The sequence below is a fragment of the Polynucleobacter sp. AP-Kaivos-20-H2 genome (assembly GCF_018882215.1).
Taxonomy (GTDB): domain Bacteria; phylum Pseudomonadota; class Gammaproteobacteria; order Burkholderiales; family Burkholderiaceae; genus Polynucleobacter.
This window is the reverse complement of record NZ_JACVOX010000002.1, coordinates 729201-755044: the sequence shown is the minus strand read 5'-3', so window position 1 is coordinate 755044 and position 25844 is coordinate 729201. Positions and strand designations below refer to the sequence as shown.

The 25844-nt window shown below is 45.5% G+C and carries 26 protein-coding genes and 1 pseudogene; 20 read left to right on the top strand and 7 right to left on the bottom strand.

Going from position 1 to position 25844, the window contains the following annotated elements; translation table 11 throughout:
* Positions 1-13: 13 nt before the first annotated feature.
* The 7 genes and pseudogenes from mnmC to rpmH form a co-directional block, all read right to left on the bottom strand.
* Positions 14-1015: pseudogene (gene mnmC / locus ICE89_RS11740) on the bottom strand (FAD-dependent 5-carboxymethylaminomethyl-2-thiouridine(34) oxidoreductase MnmC); the annotation flags it as partial.
* A gap of 48 nt (positions 1016-1063) precedes the next feature.
* Positions 1064-2929, bottom strand: coding sequence for a phosphoenolpyruvate carboxykinase (GTP) (locus tag ICE89_RS08280; protein ID WP_216263254.1), 1866 nt, complete (start codon positions 2927-2929; stop codon positions 1064-1066).
* A gap of 90 nt (positions 2930-3019) precedes the next feature.
* Positions 3020-4381: a tRNA uridine-5-carboxymethylaminomethyl(34) synthesis GTPase MnmE gene (gene mnmE, locus ICE89_RS08275; RefSeq protein WP_216265575.1), complete on the bottom strand. Its 1362-nt coding sequence runs from the start codon at positions 4379-4381 to the stop codon at positions 3020-3022.
* 43 nt (positions 4382-4424) lie between these two features.
* A complete protein-coding gene (yidC, locus tag ICE89_RS08270) occupies positions 4425-6098 on the bottom strand; it encodes a membrane protein insertase YidC (RefSeq protein WP_216265495.1) in 1674 nt (557 codons plus the stop codon).
* Between the two features lie 6 nt (positions 6099-6104).
* Entirely contained in the window at positions 6105-6347 is a 243-nt protein-coding gene (gene yidD, locus ICE89_RS08265) for a membrane protein insertion efficiency factor YidD (RefSeq protein WP_216263256.1), read from the bottom strand.
* On the bottom strand, positions 6348-6665 hold the full coding sequence (gene rnpA / locus ICE89_RS08260; RefSeq protein WP_255537474.1) for a ribonuclease P protein component: 318 nt from the start codon (positions 6663-6665) through the stop codon (positions 6348-6350). It abuts the gene before it with no gap.
* Positions 6666-6673: 8 nt separating this feature from the next.
* Complete coding sequence (gene rpmH / locus ICE89_RS08255) at positions 6674-6808, bottom strand: 50S ribosomal protein L34 (RefSeq protein WP_011903922.1); 135 nt, start codon at positions 6806-6808, stop codon at positions 6674-6676.
* 222 nt (positions 6809-7030) lie between these two features.
* On the opposite strand from rpmH, the gene dnaA reads away from it, so the two are divergent.
* The 20 genes from dnaA to ICE89_RS08155 all read left to right on the top strand — a co-directional run bounded on the left by dnaA (position 7031) and on the right by ICE89_RS08155 (position 25801).
* A complete protein-coding gene (gene dnaA / locus ICE89_RS08250; RefSeq protein WP_255558760.1) occupies positions 7031-8458 on the top strand; it encodes a chromosomal replication initiator protein DnaA in 1428 nt (475 codons plus the stop codon).
* A gap of 264 nt (positions 8459-8722) precedes the next feature.
* The gene (dnaN, locus tag ICE89_RS08245) at positions 8723-9838 is read left to right on the top strand and encodes a DNA polymerase III subunit beta (protein ID WP_216265494.1); all 1116 of its coding nucleotides are present in this window, start codon (positions 8723-8725) and stop codon (positions 9836-9838) included.
* An 11-nt stretch (positions 9839-9849) separates the two neighbouring features.
* The gene (gyrB, locus tag ICE89_RS08240) at positions 9850-12348 is read left to right on the top strand and encodes a DNA topoisomerase (ATP-hydrolyzing) subunit B (RefSeq protein WP_216265493.1); all 2499 of its coding nucleotides are present in this window, start codon (positions 9850-9852) and stop codon (positions 12346-12348) included.
* 3 nt (positions 12349-12351) lie between these two features.
* Complete coding sequence (locus tag ICE89_RS08235; RefSeq protein ID WP_216265492.1) at positions 12352-12846, top strand: SET domain-containing protein; 495 nt, start codon at positions 12352-12354, stop codon at positions 12844-12846.
* Between the two features lie 11 nt (positions 12847-12857).
* Positions 12858-13073 (top strand): DUF3717 domain-containing protein, encoded by a 216-nt coding sequence (locus ICE89_RS08230; protein ID WP_216265491.1) that lies wholly within the window; start codon positions 12858-12860, stop codon positions 13071-13073.
* Positions 13074-13178: 105 nt separating this feature from the next.
* Positions 13179-13946, top strand: coding sequence for an ABC transporter ATP-binding protein (locus tag ICE89_RS08225; protein ID WP_216265490.1), 768 nt, complete (start codon positions 13179-13181; stop codon positions 13944-13946).
* Positions 13943-14647 carry an ABC transporter ATP-binding protein gene (locus ICE89_RS08220; RefSeq protein WP_216265489.1) on the top strand — a complete coding sequence of 235 codons (705 nt, stop codon included), beginning with the start codon at positions 13943-13945 and terminating at the stop codon, positions 14645-14647. The genes ICE89_RS08225 and ICE89_RS08220 overlap by 4 nt, the downstream gene beginning before the upstream one ends.
* Positions 14648-14669: 22 nt before the next feature.
* A complete protein-coding gene (locus ICE89_RS08215) occupies positions 14670-15893 on the top strand; it encodes an ABC transporter substrate-binding protein (protein WP_216263262.1) in 1224 nt (407 codons plus the stop codon).
* A gap of 18 nt (positions 15894-15911) precedes the next feature.
* Positions 15912-16832, top strand: a complete 921-nt coding sequence (locus tag ICE89_RS08210) for a branched-chain amino acid ABC transporter permease (protein ID WP_215358810.1) — start codon at positions 15912-15914, stop codon at positions 16830-16832.
* Positions 16833-16834: 2 nt separating this feature from the next.
* The gene (locus ICE89_RS08205) at positions 16835-17764 is read left to right on the top strand and encodes a branched-chain amino acid ABC transporter permease (RefSeq protein ID WP_215358811.1); all 930 of its coding nucleotides are present in this window, start codon (positions 16835-16837) and stop codon (positions 17762-17764) included.
* 115 nt (positions 17765-17879) lie between these two features.
* Positions 17880-18617 (top strand): TSUP family transporter, encoded by a 738-nt coding sequence (locus tag ICE89_RS08200; RefSeq protein WP_216265488.1) that lies wholly within the window; start codon positions 17880-17882, stop codon positions 18615-18617.
* Positions 18618-18723: 106 nt separating this feature from the next.
* A complete protein-coding gene (gene mnmG, locus ICE89_RS08195) occupies positions 18724-20646 on the top strand; it encodes a tRNA uridine-5-carboxymethylaminomethyl(34) synthesis enzyme MnmG (RefSeq protein WP_216263265.1) in 1923 nt (640 codons plus the stop codon).
* A complete protein-coding gene (rsmG, locus tag ICE89_RS08190; RefSeq protein WP_216263266.1) occupies positions 20639-21307 on the top strand; it encodes a 16S rRNA (guanine(527)-N(7))-methyltransferase RsmG in 669 nt (222 codons plus the stop codon). The genes mnmG and rsmG overlap by 8 nt, the downstream gene beginning before the upstream one ends.
* Before the next feature lie 18 nt (positions 21308-21325).
* Positions 21326-22096, top strand: coding sequence for a ParA family protein (locus ICE89_RS08185; protein WP_216263267.1), 771 nt, complete (start codon positions 21326-21328; stop codon positions 22094-22096).
* Between the two features lie 24 nt (positions 22097-22120).
* Positions 22121-23014: a ParB/RepB/Spo0J family partition protein gene (locus ICE89_RS08180; protein ID WP_216265487.1), complete on the top strand. Its 894-nt coding sequence runs from the start codon at positions 22121-22123 to the stop codon at positions 23012-23014.
* A 1-nt stretch (position 23015) separates the two neighbouring features.
* Positions 23016-23495 (top strand): ATP synthase subunit I, encoded by a 480-nt coding sequence (locus tag ICE89_RS08175; RefSeq protein WP_370625350.1) that lies wholly within the window; start codon positions 23016-23018, stop codon positions 23493-23495.
* Between the two features lie 34 nt (positions 23496-23529).
* Complete coding sequence (gene atpB / locus ICE89_RS08170) at positions 23530-24420, top strand: F0F1 ATP synthase subunit A (protein ID WP_216265485.1); 891 nt, start codon at positions 23530-23532, stop codon at positions 24418-24420.
* Between the two features lie 42 nt (positions 24421-24462).
* Complete coding sequence (atpE, locus tag ICE89_RS08165; protein WP_028818346.1) at positions 24463-24729, top strand: F0F1 ATP synthase subunit C; 267 nt, start codon at positions 24463-24465, stop codon at positions 24727-24729.
* Between the two features lie 63 nt (positions 24730-24792).
* Positions 24793-25263: a F0F1 ATP synthase subunit B gene (locus ICE89_RS08160; RefSeq protein ID WP_216263270.1), complete on the top strand. Its 471-nt coding sequence runs from the start codon at positions 24793-24795 to the stop codon at positions 25261-25263.
* Position 25264: 1 nt separating this feature from the next.
* Entirely contained in the window at positions 25265-25801 is a 537-nt protein-coding gene (locus tag ICE89_RS08155; RefSeq protein WP_216263271.1) for a F0F1 ATP synthase subunit delta, read from the top strand.
* Positions 25802-25844 lie beyond the last annotated feature (43 nt).

Sequence of the window (25844 nt, the reverse complement as noted above, 5' to 3'; positions counted from 1 at the left end):
AGCCCAAGGCAGTAGCTAAAAATATTCCTGGGCGCTGAGGAAGTGCGCCGATGATTGGTAAACGATCGCCGGCGACACAACGAATGCCCACAAACTCTCCAGACTTCATTAACGAAGAAAGATTACCTTCTTCGTAATCCACTAAGCGCTTAGCCTGCTCACGATTGAAGTCATCACTGCTTTCTCTTGGTGAGAGTTCATCCTCTCCCTCATCGAAACTAGATCCAACAATCCATTGATAACTGCCATCATCAAGTCGCTTGGCTGGCAAACAATATCCATCTCCAGAGATGCCAACCTGAGGTAATTTTTTGATCCAAGGGTCATCTTTCCGAACCGTGAAAATGCTCAACTGGCCGCGCACAGGCCTTAAGGGCAAACGAATACCGATACTATTCATAAGATCTTTTGCTTCCATGGCGCAGGCCACTACAACTTGATTTGCTGTCACAATCAGATTGTTTGAGGCATCAAATAAATGCCACTGATTCCTGAGCTCTTCTAAGCGCGCGATGCGCGTGTTCCACACACAAGTTAATCGCCGTTGTTCGTGTAACAACTCCTTGCTTGTTTCATGCAAATTTAAACCGGCGCCACGCGGCAACCAAATACCGCTTTGTTCAACTCCACAAAACTGTTTAGCCTCTTGAGCATCCATTGCAATGGCCATGTCTTCATCAAGATTCAATGAATGGAGATGCTCTTCTGTTGCAGCTCGATCAAAAGTTTTATCTTTTTTGGTCGGCTGAAATATCCCGTGTTGCCGCCACACATTTTTCCAGCGCGCTTCTGCTAGTAGAAATGCAAGGCGCGTTAAACGCAATAAACGGGGAGACCCTTTGCCAATATGCGGATGTGCGATGGCGTAAGCATGGCTTGAACAAGCAGTGGCTGGGGATGGTGCGGCGTCAATAATACAAACTGCTTGGCCGCGCTCAAGCAACTCATTTGCAATGGTTGCCCCACAAATGCCTGCCCCAATCACCACTATTTCATGGTGTTGGGGTTTGGTCATTGATTAAGTCTTGATAAAACGCTTGATATTGCTAAAGGCTTATGAAGCTTAAGCATTCAGGCGTTGTTCGATCTTGGAGCGAGTTTCTTTCATCTCTTTTGGCAAGCGATCGCCAAGATGCTCGAACAATTCTGTGTGCAGCTTAAGCTCATTCTTCCAATCATCAATTCCAACGGTGATCGCTTTAGTGAACTTTTCTGCGGAATAGTCGAGGCCACCCCAATGCATATCGCTGTACTCTGGGGTAATACCAAACGGAGTTTCTTTGCCGCTTGCCTTACCTTCTGCGCGGCCCAAAATCCAAGAAAGAACGCGCATGTTTTCACCGAAGCCTGGCCATACAAACTTGCCATTCTCGTCTTTGCGAAACCAATTCACGCAGTAGATCTTAGGCAATACTGCGCCTTCGGCTTCAAGCTTTTTGCCAATATTGAGCCAATGTTGGAAATAGTCGCTCATGTTGTAACCGGCAAATGCAATCATTGCGAATGGGTCACGACGTACAACGCCGATTTGACCCGTAATTGCTGCGGTAGTTTCAGAGCCCAATGTTGCAGCCATGTAAACGCCTTCAACCCAATCGCGCGCCTCGCTAACCAAAGGCACGGTATTTGAACGGCGGCCGCCAAACAAGAATGCATCAATAGGAACGCCTGCAGGATCATCCCAGTTTGGATCAACCGCTGGGTTGTTAGTTGCTGCAACAGTAAAGCGTGAGTTTGGGTGCGCGGCTTTACGGCCAGCAGCGCCGTCAGCCGGGGTCCAATCCTTACCTTGCCAGTCGATCAAGTGTGCTGGTGGAGTTTCTGTCAAACCTTCCCACCAAACATCACCGTCATCAGTCAAACCAACGTTTGTGAAGATCACATCTTGATTGAGGGAGTCGATACAGTTTTGGTTTGTTTGGCGATTTGTTCCAGGAGCAACGCCAAAGTAGCCAGACTCTGGGTTAATCGCAAACAAACGGGTTTTGCCAGTAACAGCATCTTTGCGTGGCTTGATCCAAGCAATGTCATCACCAATAGTGGTTACTTTCCAACCCTCAAATCCTTTTGGAGGAATCATCATGGAGAAGTTGGTTTTGCCACATGCAGAAGGGAATGCAGCTGCAATGTGATATTTCTTACCCTCAGGTGAAGTTACGCCCAAGATCAACATGTGCTCGGCCAACCAACCTTGATCGCGACCCATATTGGAGGCGATGCGCAATGCAAAACATTTTTTACCTAACAATGCATTACCGCCGTAGCCTGAACCGAAAGACCAAATCTCACGTGTTTCTGGGTAATGAACAATGTATTTGTTTTTGTTGTTTGGCCATGCAACGTCTTTTTCACCAGCAGCCAAAGGCTTGCCCACAGTGTGAATACAAGGAACAAACTCGCCGTCAGCACCAAGCTGATCGATTACCGCTTTACCCATGCGAGTCATCAACTTCATGTTGATCGCAACATAAGGGCTATCAGATAACTCGACACCAATGTGTGCGATTGGTGAACCAATTGGTCCCATAGAGAAGGGCACTACATACATGGTTCTACCGCGCATACAACCATCAAACAATGGATTCAATGTTGCACGCATTTCGCTTGGCTCTACCCAATTGTTGGTTGGACCAGCATCTTCTTTCTTTGCTGAGCAGATAAAGGTGCGATCTTCGACACGCGCCACATCCTCAGGATCAGACAAAGCTAAAAATGAGTTTTTACGCTTAGCAGGGTTAAGGCGCTTAAATACACCAGCACTCACCAATAACTCGCACAATTCGTCGTATTCAGCTTGTGAGCCATCACACCAACGAATGGCGTCAGGCTTGGTAAGAGCTGCCACTTCGCCAACCCACTCAATTAGACGCTTGTTTTTTACGTAAGCCGGCGCATTCACATTAATCTGGCCGCTAGTAGTTGAAGTCATATGTTTCCCTATGAAAATTAAATTTTTTAATCCGACGATTTTAACATTTCGGTCACATTTGCTCTGTGGGCTAGACACAGCACAAACCCTTTACTTGCCAATACAGAATTGGCTGAAGATTTTTCCCAAAAGGTCGTCTGGAAGAAGTTTTCCGGTAATTTCACCCAAGTGTCTTTGGGCCAAAGAGAGCTCTTCTGCAAATAATTCGAGAGAATTATTGCCATTTACAGCGAATTCTTCTGATTTTTCAATATGTTCGGCAGCGCGCTCTATACAGTCTAAATGCCTTCTGCGTGCCAAAATGGCACCCTCCTGGGGTCCAGCCCAGCCCACAAGCTCCAAAATCCTCTGTTTTAGCGCCTCAATTCCCTCTCCAGTTTTGGCGGAAATCAGCAAAGCTTCACTGGGCGCAGTTTTTGATGATTCTTGGAGCAAATCAGCCTTATTGACAAACTCAAGCACAGCGCATTTAGGTGGTAATTCCCTCAAAATCTGGGCTTTTAGGTCGTCCTGTTGGGCGCCCGACTGAGCATCAGTCAAAAAAATGACTATGTCTGCCAAACGAATGGCATCCCAGGATCTTTCAATGCCTTTTGCCTCTACAACATCGGTTGTTTCGCGCAGACCAGCTGTATCAATAATATGCATAGGCACACCGTCAATGGTGATGCTTTCTTTAACCCGGTCTCTGGTTGTCCCGGCAATGGGGGTAACAATGGCTACCTCTTCGCCGGCCAAGCGATTAAGCAAAGAGCTTTTCCCCACATTGGGCGCTCCAGCCAAAACCAGCTGAATCCCGTCACGCAAGATTTTTCCCTGTTTAGCGCCAGCACGTAAAGCTTTTAACTTTTCTTTAACGGCGGTTAAGCGCTGGCGCGCCTGAGCATTTTCTAGAAACTCAATTTCTTCCTCTGGGAAATCTAAAGTCGACTCAACTAAAATCCTGAGTTGAGTAATTTCTTCAATGAGATTATTGATGTCGTCAGAAAAAGCACCCTGCAAAGAACGAGCTGCGCCGCGAACAGCAGCCTCGCTTTGCGCGTCAATTAAATCTGCAATAGCCTCAGCCTGGGTTAAATCAATTTTGTTGTTGAGATAGGCACGCAGGGTAAATTCGCCCGGCTCTGCAATGACAAGTCCCTCGGCTTTGCCCAACTCTAAACAGCGTTTCATCACCAACTCAAGAAGTTGTGGGCCACCATGGCACTGAAGCTCTAAAACATCTTCGCCCGTAAAAGAAGCTGGTCCAACGAAATGAATTGCAATAAGCTGATCAATGGCTTGGCCACTCTCATCGCAGAGTGTTAATAGATTTGCTTGTCTTGGAGAAAGGGTTTTTTGAAACAGTGCGCTCGACATAGCGCTCAAATTTTTTCCGCTGATGCGAATAACCCCGACACCCGCCTTGCCCGGCGCTGTTGCAACAGCAATGATGGGCACTTTTCTCGTCATCATTGCTGTCTATTTATTGCAAGCGAGTTATGCCGCGCTCAAATTACTTAGCGGGCTTTTTTCCAAACATCTGGTTAATCTGCCACTGTTGAGCAATCGATAGAAGGTTATTAGTAACCCAATATAAAACCAAGCCCGCAGGGAAGAAAAAGAACATGATTGAAAAGACGATCGGCATGTACATCATCACCTTCGCCTGAATTGGATCTGGAGGCGTTGGGTTCAGTTTGGTTTGCACAAACATCGAGATGGCCATGATGATTGGCAAAATGTAGTACGGGTCAGGGACTGAGAGGTCATGAATCCACAAAACCCATGGTGCGCCACGCATCTCAACCGATGACAATAGTACCCAATACAAAGAAATGAACACGGGAATCTGAATGACAACCGGCAAACATCCACCCAACGGATTAATCTTTTCCTTGCGATACATCTCCATCATGGCTTGGTTGAGCTTCTGTGGTTCGCCCTTGTACTGCTCCTTCATCGCTACCAGGCGTGGTTGCACTTCTTTCATGCGAGCCATCGATTTGTAACTTGCAGCAGACAGGGGGAAGAACACCAACTTAATTAAGATGGTCAACAGAATGATTGACCAACCCCAGTTACCAACATAACCATGAATTTTTTCTAACAGCCAGAAAATAGGCTTAGCGATGATGGTCAGATAACCGTAGTCCTTAAGCAACTCAAAGCCTGGAGCAATCGTCTCCAGAACCTTTTCTTCTTGAGGTCCCACAAATAATCTGGCTTTTTCTACTACGGTTGTTCCTGGGGCAACAACACCGAGGGGTGTTTGCATACCAATTCGGTACAGGCCGTTATCTATTCTTCCAACATAAATATCCCGCGCATCTTTGTCGCCTGGAATCCAGGCGCTCGCAAAGTAATGCTGAACCATGGCGATCCAAGCTGGCTCACCAGCAGCAACTTGCGTTGGAATGGTAATTTTGTTTTTATCAATTGCCGAGAACTCCAGCTTATTAAACTTTTCTTTGTCTGTGTACGCGGCCGGCCCAGTAAATGTGCTGGCTGAGAAGGCGCCGCCAAATGGGCCGATTTTTTGCTCTTGTGAAGCGTCGCGCACAATTTCTGTGTACAAAACAATAGGGTTTGGGTTGCTTGTTGTTTGTGTGACGCGATGGCCAACATCTACTACATAGCTACCAGGATTTAGGATGAATGTTTTTTCAAGCTTGACGCCGTTGCGTTCGCTGGCTAACACTGCAAACGGCCTGCCTGAACCATCTTTTCCTGACTGTACTAATTTAAAGGTGCTCGTGTGATTTGGAAGGTCGTTGTTGTTTAAAGAAATTAAACCAGATCGTGCAAAGTATTTGTGTGTTGGTGTGTATTGAAAAAGCTCTACTGGATTTTTCTCAGCAGTTAATTCTTTTAATAACTTAGCATCAATTACATTCGCTCCGCTGGCACTAATTTCCAATGCCAGCACATCATTTTGGAGTGTGAACTTTTCTGCGCCTTCTATGGTGCCGCCACTAAGCACTGGCGTTACGGCAACAGCCGGCGCGCCTGCAGCTTGCATGGGGACATCAACCTTGCCTCCTATTGTGGTCTTGTCAGCCGCAACCGGGGAGCTCGCTGGGGCGCCACCAAACAAGGATGGCTTACCTTCATGAACCTGCCAATTGTTGTAGAGCATGAGACCCGACATCGAGAATACTGCCCAAAGAATTGTTTTTTTAAAGTCCATTTACATTCACTTAAGTTGGTGTTTTGTATCTTTTACAGCAGGATCATAACCGCCGTGTGACAACGGGTTGCAGCGCAAAAGACGCCACGCCGTTAGGCCAAAGCTTTTAATAAATCCGTAATGACTAAAGCAGTCACATGCATATTGCGAACAGCTGGGTACATACTTGCAGTGCATACCTAAATATGGACTTAAGGCGAATTGATATATTTTTACCAACTTAATTGCCGCATTATTTAAGGCGCGCACCTAAAGCAGCCCCGAAATTTGAGAGCGCAAAATTTCTTTTTCTTTTTTTCTGAGTCTGCCCCGGGTTTCGCGACCGATTGGTTTTTTGAGCTTGACCACAACATCTTTGTTTAATGTGTTGGCTTGAGCCGTCCAAACCAATTCGCGAATCATCCGCTTTAGGCGGTTTCGATCAACCGCTCTTTTGGCCAACTTCTTTGCTACCGCAACCCCCAAGTCAGGCTTGAGGCCCTCTTGAGTGGATGCAATATACATACCCCAGTACAAACTTGTCTTGGGGCGTGCTTTAAGTAATTCAGAAATCCTTGCGCTATTCAATGGCTAAGTTACACAGCCAAACGCTTGCGGCCTTTTGCACGACGAGCATTTAAAACTGCGCGTCCGCTTTTGGTTTTCATGCGAATACGGAAGCCGTGTGTACGCTTGCGACGAGTTACTGAGGGTTGGTAAGTTCTTTTCATGTTCGATCCCTGGAAAACCAAGTATTTTCCTTGTTGCAGAGCAAAAGGTCAATCAATCTTAATGAATATGTAGGTGTTTTTCTCTATTTTTAGTCAAATTTCTCTTAAATCATTAATTTAAATAGAGATTTTTATATTGTTCACAAGTTATCCACAGCTTTTCCACGTTTTTGTTGCTTGTGGATAACTTTGGAGCATCGCTACAATGGATCCTCCAAAAATATGAGCAACCTACACAATCCCCCCGCCTTGAATTCAATTAGCCCACTGGGGTTCTGGGATGATGCTATCGGCATTTTATCTCGCGAACTGTCGCCCCAACAGTTTAAAACGTGGATTCAGCCTCTTACCTTATTGTCTTTTGTTGAAAGTGATGACTCACTAACAATTGGAGCTCCCAACCGATTTAAGTTGGACTGGACCAAAAAAACGTTTGCCGACCGATTCCAAGAGTTGGCCTCCCAGTATTTTGGGCGCCCCATTAATGTCAGTTTTACGCTTTCTGTCGAGGGTGGCGCAACCAATACCGCACCCCCAGTATCGATAGAAGAGCCCACAGAAAAAAATGTTTTTGTGGAGATCCCGGAACCAAGCATATCGGTAGAAGAGAGTGCTTTTGAGATTGAAGATCATTCGAAACTCAATCCAAATCTTACTTTTGAAACGTTTGTTACTGGTAAAGCCAATCAACTTGCTAGGGCTGCGTCTATTCAGGTGGCGCACAACCCTGGAACCTCTTACAACCCCATGTTCTTATATGGTGGAGTAGGCCTGGGTAAGACCCATTTAATTCACGCGATTGGTAATCACCTTTTAAAAGAGAAGCCAAGCGCCCGTATTCGCTATATCCACGCCGAACAGTATGTTTCAGATGTGGTCCGCGCATACCAACAAAAGGCGTTTGACCGCTTTAAGCGCTACTACCACTCCTTAGATCTCTTACTTATTGATGACATTCAGTTTTTTAGCGGCAAATCCAGGACTCAGGAAGAGTTTTTCTACGCTTTTGAGGCCTTATTAAGCAACAAAGCCCAAGTCATTATTACTAGTGATACCTACCCCAAGGAAATGGCGGGTATTGATGATCGCCTTATTTCCCGTTTTGATTCCGGGCTAACGGTTGCCATTGAGCCGCCGGAACTAGAAATGCGTGTCGCTATTTTAATGAAAAAGGCCATTAGTGAAGGCATCCCCATGAGTGAGGATGTTGCATTCTTTGTGGCAAAACACCTACGCTCAAACGTTCGTGAGCTAGAGGGGGCTTTGAGAAAGATTTTGGCGTTTGTTCGCTTCCACGGTCGCGAGGTCACGATTGAGGTTGCTAGAACAGCACTAAAAGACCTGCTTTCCATCCAAAATCGTCAAGTTTCTGTTGAAAACATTCAAAAGGCGGTTGCTGATTTCTATAGCATCAAGGTTGCAGACATGTATTCCAAAAGGCGTCCAGCTAATATTGCTCGCCCCCGTCAAATTGCAATGTTTATGGCTAAAGAATTGACACAAAAAAGTTTGCCGGAGATTGGTGAATTATTTGGCGGTAGGGACCACACAACCGTCCTTCACGCCGTTCGCAAGATTGCAGATGAGCGAGCCCATGATGGCCAGTTAAACCATGAGATTCATGTTATTGAGCAAACCTTAAAGGCGTAGTTTTTTGCTTGTGGATAAGGTTGTGGACAACCCTAGTAATAAGTTTGGGGATTAGATGTGGATAAATTGTGGAAAGGTTCAGCTTCATGCAAAAATAGGGTATTGATAAAAAGTTATCCCCTTTTTATGCAGTGCTTATACAAGAGTTTTCCACAGGTTTTTTAGTCTTCAATTTGTTGTTTTTTAAGAGGTTTTTGACTTATCCACGGAATTTCGAACCCTTATTACTATTACTACTAAGATATATACAAGGATTTAAAAGCAATGCAACTCGTTAACACTTCTCGCGATAGCCTACTAAAACCACTTCAGGTTGTTAGTGGAATTGTTGAACGCAGACACACACTGCCAATTTTGGCAAATCTCTTATTTAAAAAGGTTGGAGAAAAGGTTTCATTCATCTCCACTGATATTGAAATTCAAATTACAACAAACGCTAATTTTGGTGTTGGTACTGAGGATGTAACAACCACCGTTGCCGCTAGAAAACTTTTAGATATTTTGCGTGCATTGCCAGAGGGTCCAGTATCTTTAAATCTTAAAGATAACAAGATGGTTGTACAAAGCGGCAAAAGCCGCTTCTCTTTACAAACACTTTCTGCAACTGAGTTTCCGGTGATGCAAAGTGTGGGTGAGGTAACTGCTGCTTGGAAGATGTCACAAAAGACTTTCCGTCAACTCATAAGCCAAGTGCATTTTTCAATGGCTCAGCAAGATATTCGTTATTACTTAAATGGGATGCTGTTGGTAATTGAGGGTAAAGAGGTAGTTGCAGTGGCAACAGATGGTCACCGCCTTGCTTACTCTCAGGTTGAGCTAGCAGAGGCCCCCTCAGGCTCTGGTCAAAAACAAGAAATCATTATTCCTCGCAAAACAATTTTAGAGTGCCAGCACTTGCTTGAAGATTCTGATGAGTCCTTGGAAATTAGTTTGACAACTAATCAGGTGAAGTTTTCATTTGGGGATATTGAGTTAATCTCAAAATTAGTTGAAGGTAAGTTCCCAGACTTTCAAAGAGTGATTCCGAAGGGTCATAAAAACTCACTCGTAGTTGGTCGTGAAACTCTTCAATCAGCACTTCAACGTGCCGCTATTTTGACAACAGACAAATTTAAAGGTGTTCGTTTTTCATTATCCCCAAACCGCATCACAATTCAATCAACCAACGCTGAGCAAGAAGAGGCTCAAGAAGAAATTGAGACTGAGTATTCTGGTGATGCGGTAGAGATTGGATTTAACGTTAGCTACTTGTTGGATGTTTTATCAAACCTAAAGAGCGAAAAGATTCAAATTAGCTTGGGTGATGCAAATAGCAGTGCTGTGATTACTCTGCCTGGCTCAGAGAGTTTTAAGTATGTTGTGATGCCAATGCGTATTTAACTTAGAAAAAAATGACTGAAGAAAAAAAGGTAGTAGAGCAGTACGGCGCTGCATCGATTCAAATCTTAGAGGGTCTTGAGGCTGTTCGTAAACGGCCTGGTATGTACATCGGTGACACATCCGATGGTACAGGTCTGCATCACCTTGTATTTGAGGTTTTGGATAACTCCATTGATGAAGCTTTAGCAGGTTATTGTTCTGAAATCACAGTAGTTATTCAAACTGATAACTCTATTTCTATTGTCGATAATGGTCGTGGTGTCCCAACAGGGATTAAATACGACGATAAGCATGAGCCGAAACGCAGTGCTGCTGAAATCGTTATGACCGAGCTGCATGCAGGTGGTAAGTTCGATCAAAACAGTTACAAAGTTTCTGGCGGTCTACATGGTGTGGGTGTTAGTTGCGTAAATGCGCTATCTAAATGGTTGAAGTTAACCATCCGGCGTGACGGCAAAGCGCATTACATGGAGTTTGCGCGCGGCGTTATTCAAAATCGCAATGTTGTTGATGAGAATGGGGTTTTAGTTTCTCCAATTACCGTTAATGGTGACACGGAGCTTTCAGGAACTGAAGTTCACTTTTTGGCCGACGAAACAATCTTTGGAAACGTTGAGTTTCATTATGAAATTTTGGTTAAGCGTATCCGCGAACTTTCATTCTTAAACAACGGTGTTCACATTAAACTGATTGATCAACGCACCGGTCAAGAAGAAGACTTTGCATTCTCTGGTGGTGTAAAAGGGTTTGTTGAGTACATCAACCAAACTAAACACGTATTGCACCCTAATATTTTTTATGCTGAGGGTAATCGCCCTTCAGACCTAGGCGGTCAAATTACTGCTGAAGTATCTATGCAGTGGAATGATAGCTTTAGTGAGCAAGTACTTTGTTTTACTAACAACATTCCACAGAGGGATGGTGGAACACACTTGACCGGCTTGCGTGCCGCAATGACACGCGTAATTAATAAATACATTGATGAGCATGAAGTTGCTAAAAAAGCAAAAGTAGAAATTTCTGGTGATGATATGCGCGAGGGCTTGGCCTGCGTTTTATCGGTGAAGGTTCCAGAACCAAAATTCTCCAGCCAAACAAAAGACAAATTGGTTTCTAGTGAGGTGCGTGGCCCGGTTGAAGAAATTGTTGCTGAAGCATTGAGCGCATATCTTCAAGAACGCCCAGCCGACGCGAAGATTCTGTGCGGTAAGATTGTTGATGCAGCCCGTGCTCGCGAAGCCGCACGCAAAGCACGCGATATGACTAGACGTAAGGGTGTTTTGGATGGGCTTGGCCTGCCTGGTAAGTTGGCCGACTGCCAAGAAAAAGATCCAACCAAATCTGAACTCTTTATTGTTGAGGGAGACTCCGCGGGAGGCTCTGCAAAACAGGGGCGCGATCGTCGCTTCCAAGCAATTCTTCCTTTAAAAGGAAAAATCCTTAACGTAGAAAAAGCACGTTTTGACAAAATGCTTGCCAGCCAAGAGGTGGTTACTCTAATTACCGTTCTGGGCACTGGCATCGGGATCGAAGAATATAAGGCGGATAAATTGCGCTATCACCGCATCATTATCATGACCGACGCAGACGTTGACGGTAGTCATATCCGCACACTGTTGTTAACTTTCTTCTATAGGCAGATGCCTGAGTTGATCGAGCGTGGCCATATCTATATCGCTCAACCACCACTCTACAAGGTAAAGTTTGGTAAGAACGAGCAGTACATTAAAGATGACAACGAACTAAATCAACTACTGTTAAAAATTGCACTTGAAACAGCATCCCTACAAACTCCATCAGGCGAAATTATTGAGGGTGAGGCGCTCAATGAGTTGGCAAAACACTATCAAGTGATTCAGTTGATCGTTGACCGCCTATCTCGAACCATTGATGAAGATGCTTTGCGTGCAATTGCCTCAGGAACACCATTAAATCTGGACACAGAAAAATCAGCAAATGAGTCTGCTGATCGTTTAAGGCAAGCGCTTGCGGATTCTTTGAACCCTTTAGCTTTGCCACCAGAGGTTATTGTTCAAAAAGAAGACCGTACTGAGCGCTTCCGCTTGTTGTTATCGCGCCGTATTCATGGAAATCTGAAGTTGTCTTCCATTAACTCGGACTTTGTTCATGGTGATGATTACCAAAGCCTTGCAAATGCTGCAGCTGTTTTATCGGGCAAGGTTGTGGCGGGCTCCAAGGTTCGTCGTGGCGACCCTGACAAAAACCAAAAAGAGCAAACTATTGGGGACTTTAGGGCCGCCTTTGCTTGGTTATTGTCTGAGGCAGAGCGCGTGTTGAGTCGTCAGCGCTATAAAGGCCTTGGCGAGATGAATCCATCACAGCTGTGGGAAACCACCATGGATGCAAGCTCTAGAACACTCTTGCAGGTAAAGATTGAAGATGCGATTGCTGCGGACCAGGTCTTTACTACACTCATGGGGGATGAGGTTGAGCCTCGTCGCGCATTTATTGAAAAAAATGCCCTTATTGCCCGCAACCTAGACGTTTAATTTATGACAGCCAAAAAATTAAAACCACCCAAGGTGGACCGATCATCTATTGTTGTGAAATCTTCCCCCATTCATGGAAAAGGCGTATTTGTTGCCAAGCCCATTAAAAAGGGTCAGGCAATTATTGAATACAAGGGTGAGCGCATCAGTTGGAGGCTTGCAGAGAAGCGCCACCCCCACGACCCTAAAGACCCTAATCACACCTTTTACTTTTCATTGGAAGATGGTCGTGTGATTGATGCGAAATATGGTGGGAATGCTGCCCGCTGGATCAACCACTCATGTAAGCCAATTTGCGAAACCCGGGAAGATAGTTTTGATGGTGAGCCCCGCGTGTTTATTTATGCAAAGCGCGCCCTTAAGGTTGGTGAAGAGTTGTTTTATGACTACTCACTTGATATTGAGGGCAAAATTACCAGGCAAATGAAAAAAGATTACGAATGCCGTTGTGGTGCAAAAAAATGCCGTGGCACTATGCTTGCAACCAAAGATAAGTAAAAATAATTTTCATGTTGTTTGTAACAATCCAAGAGTTAGAGGCTGCCATCAATTACTGGCGCAGCCAGTCCCCATCAGAGGGCGATGAGTTGCGACTCTGTCCTGAAGCCTCGGCCCTAGCGAAACCATATGCGCTAATGATTGTGCAGGGCGCCCAAAGGATTCCTGTGGACGTCTTGGATGAATTGGCTCGTTTGGCAATTCAGCAATTTCAAAAAATCTCTTAAGTTTTGTTCTGTTGCGCACCCTAATTGTTTAGGGTTATTGCTATATAAACCCAAGCCATCTTCGGGTATTCTCGTATTCTTGCTCCCAAGTAGGGGGTAGAGGGCATGACATTGCAAGAAACAATATTAAAAACAATTGGACTGGGGAAATCCTTTAAGGGGTTTTCTGCGGTCACTAATGTGAACCTAGATGTCGCTCGGGGAACCATTCACGCCTTGATTGGGCCCAATGGAGCTGGCAAAACAACCTGCTTCAATTTGCTGACTAAGTTTTTAGAGCCCAGCAGCGGCCAAATCTTATTCAATGGCTTTGACATCACCAAAGAGGCCCCAGCACAAATTGCGAGACGGGGCATTATTCGCTCCTTTCAGATTTCCGCTGTTTTTCCACATTTAACGGTTATAGAAAATGTTCGTGTTGCACTGCAGCCAGGGTTGGGAACCGAGTTTCACTTCTGGAAGTCTGGAAACTCTTTAAATGTGCTTAATGAGCGCGCTTTAGAGCTTCTACACGAGGTTGGCTTGGAAGACTTTGCCAACGAGGAAACGCTCAACCTAGCTTATGGCCGTAAAAGGGCGCTTGAAATTGCAACAACTTTAGCTATGGAGCCGGAGTTAATGCTTTTGGATGAGCCCACCCAGGGAATGGGGCATGAAGATGTTGAGCGCGTAACAGAATTGATTGATCGTGTAGCCAAGGGCCGCACTATTCTGATGGTTGAACACAATATGAAGGTGGTTTCTTCAATTGCAGATCGTATTACCGTTTTACAGCGTGGCTCCGTGCTGGCTGAGGGTTCTTATCATGAGGTTTCAAGCAACCCACTAGTTGTTGAGGCCTATATGGGTAGCCATGGGGGAGACAACCTATGATCACCATGGCGCTAGAGGTTAAAAATTTAGAGTCTTGTTATGGCGAATCTCACATTTTGCATGGCGTGAATTTTGCTGTGCGTGATGGCGAGGTTGTTACTTTACTTGGAAGAAATGGCGCCGGTCGAAGCACTATTCTGAAGACCATCTTAGGTTTAACTAGCAAAAGAACTGGTTCTGTAGAGGTGTATGGGGCGGAAACTATCTCCATGCCTACTTATAAGATTGCTCGTTTGGGGGTTGGTTTTTGCCCAGAGGAAAGAGGAATTTTTGCTAGCTTGAGTACAGAGGAAAACCTTTTGCTTTTGCCGGAGATTGCGCCTGGCGGCATGGGTTTGGATGAGATTTATGAAATGTTTCCAAACCTCTATGAAAGAAAAAATAGCCCCGGCACCCGCTTATCTGGTGGCGAGCAGCAAATGCTAGCGATGGCGCGAATTTTGAGAACCGGTGCAAAGTTATTGTTGTTGGATGAGATTACTGAGGGGTTGGCGCCCGTGATTGTGCAAAAGCTTGGAGAAGTTGTTACCAGATTGCGCAACAAAGGCTTCACGATTGTGTTGGTTGAGCAAAACTTCCGCTTTGCTGCACCCTTGGCTGATCGTCATTATGTGGTTGAGCACGGAAATGTGGTTGAGGTGGTGCAACAAAGCGAGCTTGCAGAAAAAGCAACTTTATTAAATGAGTATCTTGGTGTTTAGTGGATTTCTATAGGAGACGGTAATGAAGTTAAAGCAAATAACCGCATGTCTGGTTGCGGCGACCATATTTGGTTCAAACCCAGCATTTGCACAAAGTGGATCTAAGGTAAGTGGCGACGTTGTAAAGATTGGTGTATTAACCGACCTTTCATCAACCTATTCTGATTTGGCTGGCCCCGGTGCAGTGATTGCTGCAAAAATGGCAATTGCTGATTTTTCCAAAGACGGTACTGTAATTGGAAAAAAGATTGAACTTGTTAGTGCTGATCACCAAAACAAGGCCGATATTGCAGCAAACAAAGCGCGCGAATGGTACGACAAAGACGGCGTGGATGTGATTGTTGAATTAGTTTCAACCAACGTTGCCTTGGCTGTGATGGAAGTAGCAGAGCAAAAGAACAAGATTACTTTGGTTTCTGGCGCAGGCTCCTTAACTATTACCAATGAAAAATGTACGCCAAACAATGTGCATTGGGCTTATGACACATATGCACTATCTAATGGCACAGGTAAGGCAGTTGTAAAACAGGGTAAAAAGAATTGGTACTTTATTACTGCCGACTATGCTTTCGGTGCTGCTCTTGAGAAAGATGCGACGGCTGTTGTGACTGCTAATGGCGGTAAAGTTTTGGGCACTAGCAAACACCCTTTCCCTAATAGCGATTTCTCTTCATACCTTTTAAAGGCGCAAGCTAGTGGTGCGGACGTAGTTGCTTTGGCAAATGCTGGTCAAGATACTATCAACACCGTTAAGCAAGCCTCTGAGTTTGGTATCAACAAAAAACAAACGGTTGTTCCTTTGTTGATGTTTATCTCCGACGTGCATTCTTTGGGCCTGCCTGCCGCACAAGGCATGTACCTTACAGAAGGATTCTATTGGGACAAGGATGACAAGACCCGCGCATTCTCCAAACGCTTTATTTTGCAACACAAGCGTATGCCAACCATGGTTCAAGCCGGTGTTTACTCATCCGTTCTTGCTTATTTGAATGCGGTTCAAAAAGCTGGCACAGACGATACACAGGCTGTAATGAAGGCGCTTAAATCAACCAACATCGATGACGGCCTCTTCAAAGGCAAGATTCGTGCGGATGGCAAGTTTGAGCATGACATGTATTTGTTGGAAGTGAAGAAACCGGCTGACTCTAAGAGCCCGTGGGATTACTACAATGTGCGCGCGACCATCCCTGCTGCTGAAGCAACCTTGCCGCTTTCGCAATCAAAGTGCAAGTTAGTTAATAAGTAAGAAATTTAGAAATCAAGAATGTTTGAACTTCTCGGAATTACCCCTCAAGGGCTGGTAGCCCAGCTCTTGGTGGGTCTTATTAATGGCTCTTTCTATGCCATATTGAGTTTGGGATTGGCCATTATTTTTGGCCTTCTCAACATCATTAATTTTGCACATGGCGCCCAATACACTATGGGTGCTTTTGTGGCCTGGATTGGTTTAACCCAGATTAGCCAATGGCTTGGCTTCCCTGACTTATCTATTAATTATTGGTTTGCTCTGATTGTTGTGCCATTGGTTCTGGCTGGTTTCGGCTTAATTCTGGAGCGCACAATGTTGCGCCGCCTGTACCACCTTGATCACCTATATGGCTTGTTACTGACTTTTGGTTTGGCTCTCATTATTGAGGGTATGTTCCGTCACTGGTACGGCATTTCTGGAGAGAGCTATCCAGCCCCAGAGATATTGCAGGGGGCAATCCCATTAGAGTCGCTTGGCATCATCTTGCCAAAGTATCGTGTATGGGTAGTTGTTATCTCTTTGGTAGTTTGTTTCTCAACTTGGTATGTGATTGAGAGAACAAAGTTGGGTGCCTATTTGCGCGCTGGAACTGAAAACCCTAAATTACTACAAGCCTTTGGTATCAATGTCCCGCTGATGATTTCTTTGGCCTACGCCTATGGCGTTGGTCTAGCGGGTTTCGCTGGTGTATTGGCGGCCCCTATTTTCCAGGTGAACCCGTTGATGGGCTCCAACCTCATTATTGTTGTGTTTGCGGTGGTAGTGATTGGTGGCATGGGCTCGATCATGGGTGCCATCCTTACTGGTTTGGGCTTGGGTCTAGTTGAGGGCCTGACTAAGGTCTTTTATCCAGAGGCCTCCGGCGTTGTGATTTTTGTGATCATGGCAATTGTTCTTTTGATTCGTCCTGCTGGACTGTTTGGGCGGGAGAAATAAGCATGAATCCAAAAACAAAATTGCTTTACGGCATCTTGGTTTTAATTGCCCTGTTATTGCCGTTCCAAGATTTTATTTATCTCGTGTTTGCAATGAAGGTGTTGTGTTTTGCTCTTTTTGCATGCGCATTTAATTTGCTTTTGGGTTTTACTGGGCTTCTATCTTTTGGTCACGCAGCATTTTTTGGAACTGCCGCTTACATTACCGCTTACTTCTGCAAAGAGGCGGGCCTCTCCCCTGAGTTAGGAGTTGTGTTGGGCGTTGTTGGCTCTGGTGTTCTGGGATTCTTAATTGGATCGTTGGCTATTCGCAGACAAGGTATTTACTTTGCGATGGTGACTTTGGCCCTTTCGCAAATGGTTTACTTTTTAGCTGTTCAGCTTCCATTTACAGGCGGTGAAGATGGAATACAGGGCGTCCCGCGCGGCATGTTATTTGGCTTGATTGACCTAAAAGATGACGTTGCAATGTATTACTTTGTTTTAGCAGTTTTTTTATTTGGCTTTGCCGTCATCATGCGCGCAGTGCACTCCCCGTTTGGTCAGGTTCTTAAGGCAATTCGTGAGAATGAGCCTCGTGCAATTTCCTTGGGTTATGACGTTGATCGTTTTAAGTTGATGTCTTTTGTGCTTTCCGCCGCATTATCTGGTTTGGCTGGATCCATGAAATCTTTGGTGTTCCAGTTGGCAACACTGACCGATGTTCACTGGCACATGTCCGGCGAGGTTGTGTTGATGACTTTGCTTGGTGGCATGGGAACCATTCTGGGCCCAGTGGTTGGCGCAGGAATTGTGGTTGGTTTGCAAAACTACCTTGCCAACATTGGCTCATGGAGCACAATTGCAACCGGCTTCATTTTTGTCATTTGTGTTTTAGCATTTCGTCGTGGCGTTGTTGGCGAGATTGCTGCGTACTATAAAAACAAAAACTGAGTTTTTGTTTTTCCTTTTATTATTTGATTTTTAGTGCGGCGCTCTCGCCGCACTCATTTAATTAAAAGAGACTCTCATCGAATTTTCAATTTTCATATGGCCATTGCTTTTGGCAATGGCTTTCTTTGCTGGGCTGGTTGATGCTGTAGCCGGAGGCGGCGGCTTGATTCAGGTGCCGGCCCTTTTTGCTACTTACCCCAATGTTCCGCCTGCAACTTTGCTGGCGACGAATAAGGTTGCCGCGGTTGGCGGGACCTTTAATGCAGCGCGTAAATTTTTGGGCCATGTTTCTTTACCTTGGGCAATTGTTTTGCCAGCAATCGTTGCAGGTTTTGTTGGCTCTCTTTTGGGTGCAAATGCAGTGAGCAATTTTCCAGCGGAGCTGTTGCGTAAAGCTTTGCCGTTTGTTTTGTTATTTCTGTTGCTGTACACCTGGTTTCAGCCATCGCTTGGAGAGGCCCACTTACCGAAAATTCTTGGGCGCTTTCAACAGATCAAGGGCGTTGCTCTTGGTTTAACAATTGGTTTTTATGACGGCTTTTTTGGTCCCGGCACCGGCAGTTTTTTGTTGTTTGGTTTCGTGCGTTTTTTTGGTTTTGATTTTCTTCATGCGTCTGCGGCAACGAAATTGGTAAATGTAGCAACAAACTTAGCGGCTATTTTGATGTTGGCTAGCCTTGGTCAAATTAATTGGCCTCTTGGGTTTGCAATGATGATTGCTAATGTTGTTGGTAGTCAGTTTGGCAGTCGATTGGCAATTAAGCATGGCAGCGCCTTTGTCAGAAAGGCCTTTTTGGTCATTGTTAGTGTGCTGATATTGAAGTCAGCCTGGAATGCTTATTTCATTAATTAAATCAATTACTTAGAAAACTGCCCATTGTTTTTCTAGGAATTTTTAATCTTTTGTTTCACGTGAAACAAACAAAATGCTATGATCATCGCCCTATCTGAGGCAAATCATGCGTTATTCCAAAAGTTTCGATGTCATTGTGGTTGGAGGCGGTCACGCTGGGACCGAGGCCGCGCTTGCGTCGGCGCGCATGGGATGTGACACCCTATTAATTACCCATAGCATTGAAAACCTGGGCGCCATGAGCTGCAATCCTTCCATCGGCGGGATTGGTAAGGGTCATCTAGTAAAAGAAATTGATGCCATGGGCGGCGCAATGGCCGCGGCTACCGATGAGGCTGGCATTCAGTTTCGTATCTTGAATTCTAGTAAGGGCCCTGCTGTTCGAGCCACTCGCGCTCAGGGTGACCGAGTTCTATATAAGGCCGCCATTCGTCGCCGTCTAGAAAATCAATCTAATTTAAGCATCTTCCAGGCCGCAGTGGATGATTTATTAGTCAAGGGTGATCAGGTCCAGGGCGTTTTTACCCAAATGGGCTTGGAGTTTGAGTCTAAAAAAGTGGTCCTGACGGCAGGTACTTTCTTAGATGGAAAGATTCATGTTGGTTTAAATAACTATGCCGGTGGGCGTGCTGGAGATCCTGCCGCAGTTTCCTTATCAGCTAGATTAAAAGAGTTGGAGCTTCCACAGGGAAGATTGAAGACTGGTACCCCACCTCGCATTGATGGTCGAACAATCGACTTTTCAGTCATGCTTGAGCAGCCTGGAGACTTGGATCCTGTACCAGTGTTTTCTTATTTGGGGCGACCAGAGCAGCACCCCAAGCAGGTTCCTTGCTGGATTTCCCATACAAATGAAAAGACTCACGACATTATTCGAGGCGGTTTAGATCGTTCACCGATGTATACCGGCGTAATTGAAGGGGTTGGCCCTCGCTACTGCCCTTCAATTGAGGACAAGATTCATCGTTTTGCCTCCAGAAATAGCCACCAGATCTTTTTGGAGCCAGAGGGCCTAACAACTAACGAGTTTTACCCTAATGGGATTTCTACCAGCTTACCTTTTGATGTTCAGTGGGACTTAGTCCGCAGTATTCGGGGTATGGAGTCTGCGGTGATTGTCCGCCCTGGCTACGCAATTGAGTACGACTTCTTTGATCCACGCCAATTGCGCCATAGCCTTGAGACAAGGGCTATTGGCGGCCTTTACTTCGCTGGCCAGATTAATGGGACTACGGGCTATGAAGAGGCTGCAGCGCAGGGTATGCTGGCTGGAATCAATGCTGGCTTGGCAGCGAAAGGCAGAGAGCCCTGGCTTCCAAAACGCAGCGAATCCTATATTGGCGTTTTAGTTGACGATCTAATTACCCGTGGGGTTCAGGAGCCGTACCGCATGTTTACAAGCCGAGCAGAATATCGCCTGAGCTTGCGCGAAGACAATGCAGATATGCGCTTAACCACAATTGGGCGCGAGCTTGGATTGGTGGACGACTATCGTTGGGAGGTGTTTTGCAGAAAACAGGAGGCTGTTTCACGTGAAACATCTCGCTTGCAAGATATTTGGGTTGGGCCAAAACATGAGGCTGCCCCCCTAGTTTCTCAGTTGCTGGGTCAAGACCTGTCCCATGAATGCAACTTAACCGAGTTATTGAGGCGCCCAGGGGTTACTTATGAGGCTATTACTGCTTTGGGTGGCGGAATGTGGGCTCCTGAAACTTTAGATGAGGATCTTGGCTTGGCGTCTCAAATTAGCGATCAGGTAGAAATTTCAGTTAAATACCAGGGTTACATTGATCGTCAGGCGACAGAAATTGCTCGTCAAGAGCACAACGAATCTTTCCCCCTATCAGAGTCGTTAGATTATTCTCAGGTTGTTGGCTTATCTAAAGAGGTCCAGCAAAAGCTGAATTTGCATAAACCCGAAACATTGGGTCAGGCTGGCCGGATTTCAGGGGTCACGCCTGCAGCTCTTTCGCTTTTATTAGTGCATCTTAAAAAAGGCTTGGGCCGCACTCAAGAAACTCATGAGTGAGGGGTTGCTTGCCTTGGGGATTGAGGATCTTGGGCTGGAATTAAGTCCAAGCAATATCGCCGATTTAGAGCTGTTTTTGCAAGAAATGGGACGCTGGAACCGGGTGCATAATCTCACGGCAATTGAGGGTGAGAAAGATTCTATTCGACTGCATCTGATTGATTCTATTGCAGTTTTGCCAGTATTGAAACGCTTCTTAAAGGGCCCATCTCCTAAGATTGCCGACCTTGGTTCAGGGGGCGGGTTGCCGGCCATTCCAATTGCTATTGTTCAGCCAGATTGGCGCCTTTCATTGATTGAAGCAATTCGGAAGAAGACGGCTTTTTTGCAGCATGTGCGCGGAAAACTCAAACTGAAAAATATTGAGGTGCTCTGTGAGAGGGTGGAAGATGCTGCAATGCAACAACCAGCACAATTTGATGCAGTCATTTCTCGGGCATTTACAAATCTCGCACGTTTTTTAGAGCTGTCATTGCCCTTCTTAAAGCCCGATGGCTTGGTATTTGCAATGAAGGCCAAGCGCGCTGACGACGAAATGAAAGATGTTTCCATGGACCATTGGTGCTTAGTTGCCGATGAGCCCCTTCATATCCCTAATTTAGCGGTGGAGCGACGCCTTTTGGTGCTGGCCCCCGTGAGAAAATCCACCCTCACCTCTTAAGTAAACCCAAAAGTAGCCATGGCAAAAATTTTCTGTATTGCAAATCAAAAAGGTGGTGTTGGTAAGACCACTACCGCCGTTAATTTAGCAGCGGGTTTAGCAGGACTACAGCAGCGCGTTTTGTTGGTTGACCTTGATCCTCAGGGTAATGCCACTATGGGCTCAGGAGTAGAGAAAGCAGACTTAAACGCAAGCATATATCAGGTATTAATTGGTATGACATCAGTTAAAGAATGTGTGCAGCGTTGCGAAAGCTCCGGGTATGACGTATTGCCGGCTAATCGTGATTTAGCGGGCGCTGAAATTGAATTGGTAGATCTAGATTTACGCGAAGCACGTTTGAAAGATGCTCTTTCTCAAGTAGCGAACGATTACGACTTTATTTTGATTGATTGCCCACCCGCTTTGTCCTTACTTACGCTCAACGGATTGTGTGCAGCAAATGGTGTGATTGTGCCAATGCAATGCGAATACTTTGCGTTAGAGGGTTTGTCCGATTTGGTAAACACCATCAAACAAGTGCATGCAAATTTGAATCCCGACTTAGTCATCATTGGTTTATTGCGTGTCATGTTTGATGCGCGCATGACTTTGCAACAACAAGTTTCCGATCAGCTGCTTGAGCACTTCGGCGACAAAGTATTTAAGACCATTATTCCGCGTAATGTACGTCTTGCTGAAGCCCCGTCTTACGGGCTTCCTGGGGTGGCTTTCGATAAATCATCACGTGGCGCAAAAGCCTATTTAGATTTTGGTGCCGAGATGGTTGAGCGCATCAAGCACATGTAATTTTTAGAAAGAACAATAAAGATCATGGTTGCCATTAAGAAAAAAGGTTTAGGTAGAGGTCTTGAAGCTTTGCTTGGAGAAAAGACGCAGCAAGCAAATCCTTCCACCGAAATTAATCGTTTGCCATTAACAGCTTTGCAGGCAGGCAAATATCAGCCGCGTCAAAAAATGGAAGCCGGTGCTTTGCAAGAGTTGGCAGAAAGTATTCGCGAGCAAGGTGTTATGCAGCCACTCTTGGTTCGTCTAGTAGCTCCTGGCAAATACGAAATCATTGCTGGCGAAAGACGCTTTCGTGCGGCAACAATTGCGGGCTTAAAAGAGGTTCCCGTTTTAGTCTCTGACGCTGATGATCAGGCTGCGGCAGCAATGGCCTTGGTGGAAAACATGCAGCGAGAGGATTTGAATCCTCTCGAAGAATCACAGGGTTTAGCTAGGTTGATTGAGGAGTTTGGTTTTACTCATGAGCAGGCTGCCAAGGCTGTAGGAAAGTCTCGTAGCGCCATCACCAATCTACTGCGCCTTACTCAGCTAGCTAAGCCTGTGCAAGCCATGCTGTTGGCCGGCGACATCGATATGGGGCATGCCCGTGCGCTTTTGCCGTTACCAGGCGCAAGTCAGGTTGCCCTAGCTCAAAGAATTTCTGCTCAAGGCCTGTCTGTCCGTGAGGCAGAGCGCATGACTGCGGCTTTGGTGATTGCTGGTGGTCAGATTGGTGACAAAAAGTCTAAAAATAAGTCTGGGAATAAGTCCCCGAGTGCGGACCCAGACATGCAGCGTTTAACTCAGGAAATAGCTGACTTAATCGGATTAAGCACTGAATTTAAGCTTAAAGGGAGTGGCGGAGAGATCAGAATTCGCTTTAGCCAATTTGATGAGCTTGATTCCTTATTAAAAAAGTTGGGTATTGGTTTTGAATAAAGTGCGCCCTATTAAAGCGGTTGAATGGAACGATCAAGATGAGGATTCATTCAAGGCGCTCAGTAAGGCCGAGATGGATGCTTTGCGAAAGGCAAAGCCTAAGAACTTTACTTCAATCAATGGATGGCTCGTTGTTACAAGTCAGGCGGTGCTTACCCTGATTATTGCTAGTTTTTGTTATTTTTTTTCTGAGTCGGCAGAAAGAGTCGTTTATACTTACTCGGCTTTAGTGGGTGGCTTGATTGGGTTTTTGCCCTCCGGGTTGTTTTTGGTGCGCTTAGAAGCCGCGAAAAAGAATGTAAAATCGAGCCCCGGTGGATATTTAGCAGCAGTGGTTTCTGGCGAATTTTTAAAAATCCTAGCAACCATTCTCCTGTTTATTGGCTTTGCCCTAAAGCAACCTGATTTGAAATGGATTCCATTGCTTGTCACCTATTTAGCTACGCTTAAGTGTTATTTGTTAGCGTGGTTTTGGAGGTAACAAGTGGTAAATATAGATAAGGACAAGTTCAGAGATGTCTAGCGAAGTCAACGCAGCAGCAGAGGTAGCCCATCATGTGGCTAGCGAACCGCTTACACCTACTGCTTATATTGCTGAGCACTTACAAAACCTGAATAACATTGGTGGGGCGCAAACCTCTGCCATTGATTTCAGTGTTATTAACTTAGATACTATCTTTTGGACCTCTTTAATGGGGTTGATCACCGTTTTTCTCTTGGTTCTTGCTGCTCGCAGAGCATCCCCTGGAGTTCCAGGACGCTTTCAGTGTTTAGTGGAAATGCTGGTTGAGATGGTTGATAACCAAACTAAGAGTATTGTTCATGGCGACCGCACTTTCATTGCACCGCTAGCGCTATTCGTTTTTTGCTGGATCATTCTCCTAAATACTTTGGATTTAGTGCCAGTAGATTGGATCTTTGGCGTAAATCAATTTATTGGCAGTTTTGGCGTTCACGTTCCGCACCACAAGATCGTACCTACTACCGATCTAAATGCCACTTTCGGCTTATCGTTCTCAGTTCTACTACTAGTGTTCTTCTATAGCTTCAAAGTTAAGGGCCTAGGCGGATTTTTGCACGAGTTGGTTTCTGCACCTTTCGGCGCAAAGTGGTACTTGGCACCTTTCAACTTGGTTTTAAACATTATCGAATACATTGCTAAGGGCGTTTCCTTGGGGATGCGACTTTTCGGAAATATGTATGCAGGTGAGCTGCTCTTTTTGCTCATCGCCCTCTTGGGAAGTATGTGGACCTTTAACTTAGATTTGTACATGCTTGGCTTTGTTGGTAACGTTATTGCTGGCTCAGCTTGGGCGATATTCCACATCTTAGTTATTTTGTTACAAGCATTTATTTTCATGATGTTGACCTTGGTTTACATTGGGCAAGCCCATAGTCACCATTAACTTTTTTATTTTTAACCTCACCTTCAATACTTAGGAGTAAACATGCAAGCATTCTTAGCCAACATTCAAGGACTAACCGCTATCGGTATTGGCCTCATCATCGGCCTCGGCGCATTAGGAGCCTGTTTGGGCATTGGCCTAATGGGTGGTAAGTTCATTGAGGGCGCCGCCCGTCAACCAGAATTGATCAATGAACTACAAACCAAAATGTTCCTTTTGGCTGGTTTGATCGACGCTGCGTTCTTGATCGGCGTTGGTGTTGCAATGTTGTTTGCTTTCGCAAACCCACTGCTCGCAGTTATTAAGTAATTGTTCTGGCGTGGATGACCAACGGGTCATCCAACTGTTCTCAACAATACTGAAAGGAATATCGTGAATCTGAACGCGACCCTATTCGCGCAAATGATCGTTTTCTTCGTCTTATGGTGGGTTGTTGCACGCTTCGTGTGGCCTCCGCTGGTTAAGGCGTTAGATGAGCGTTCAAGCAAAATTGCTGATGGATTAGCCTCTGCCGAGCGTGGTAAAGAAGCGCTCGCATTGGCAAGCAATGAAGCTGAGCAAGAATTAACTAAAGCACGCCAAGAAGGTGTTCAACGCGTTGCCGAAGCTGAAAAACGTGCACAAATGTCAGCCGAAGAAATTCGCGCTAACGCACAAGCTGAGGCTGCCCGAATCATTTCTCAAGCGCAACAAGACGCAGCCCAGCAAGTTACTCGTGCCCGCGAAGTTCTGCGTGCTGAAGTGGCTGTTCTCGCTGTTAAAGGCGCCGAGCAAATTTTGCGTCGCGAAGTTGATGCAAAAGCGCATGGCCAATTACTTGACCAACTAAAGGCAGAACTTTGATATGGCTGAATTAGCCACCATTGCACGTCCTTACGCGGAAGCACTTTTTCAAAGTGCTAAGCCGGCTGAGCTTGCAGGCTGTTTGGAGCAATTAAATGAATTGGCTCAGCTTGCTGCTTTGCCAGAAGTTGCTGCCCTATCAAACAACCCAAAAGTATCCGCTGATGATTTAAGCAAGTTACTTTCTGGCATGGTGAAAACTAAGCTCGACCCTAAGGTTGCTAGCTTTTTAAATCTTGTGAATCAAAACCACCGCTTAGCAGCTGTTCCTGAAATTGCTCATCAATTTGAAGCAATGAAGAATAAAAGCGAAGGCGCTGCAGAAGTAAATATTACTAGCGCATTCCCTTTAGAGGGTTCTGCGTTAAACGATTTGTTGTCAAGTTTGAAGAAGCGCTTTGGGGGTAAAGAATTGCGCCCAACTATCCAAATTGATCCAACATTGATTGGCGGAGTTCGCATTCAAGTTGGCGACGAAGTAATGGATAGTTCAGTTAAGGCTCAGTTAGCTCAAATGCAAGCAAGTCTTGGCGCATAAGTGAACCCTATTAAGAACATACGAAATAAGACCCAGGAGTAAG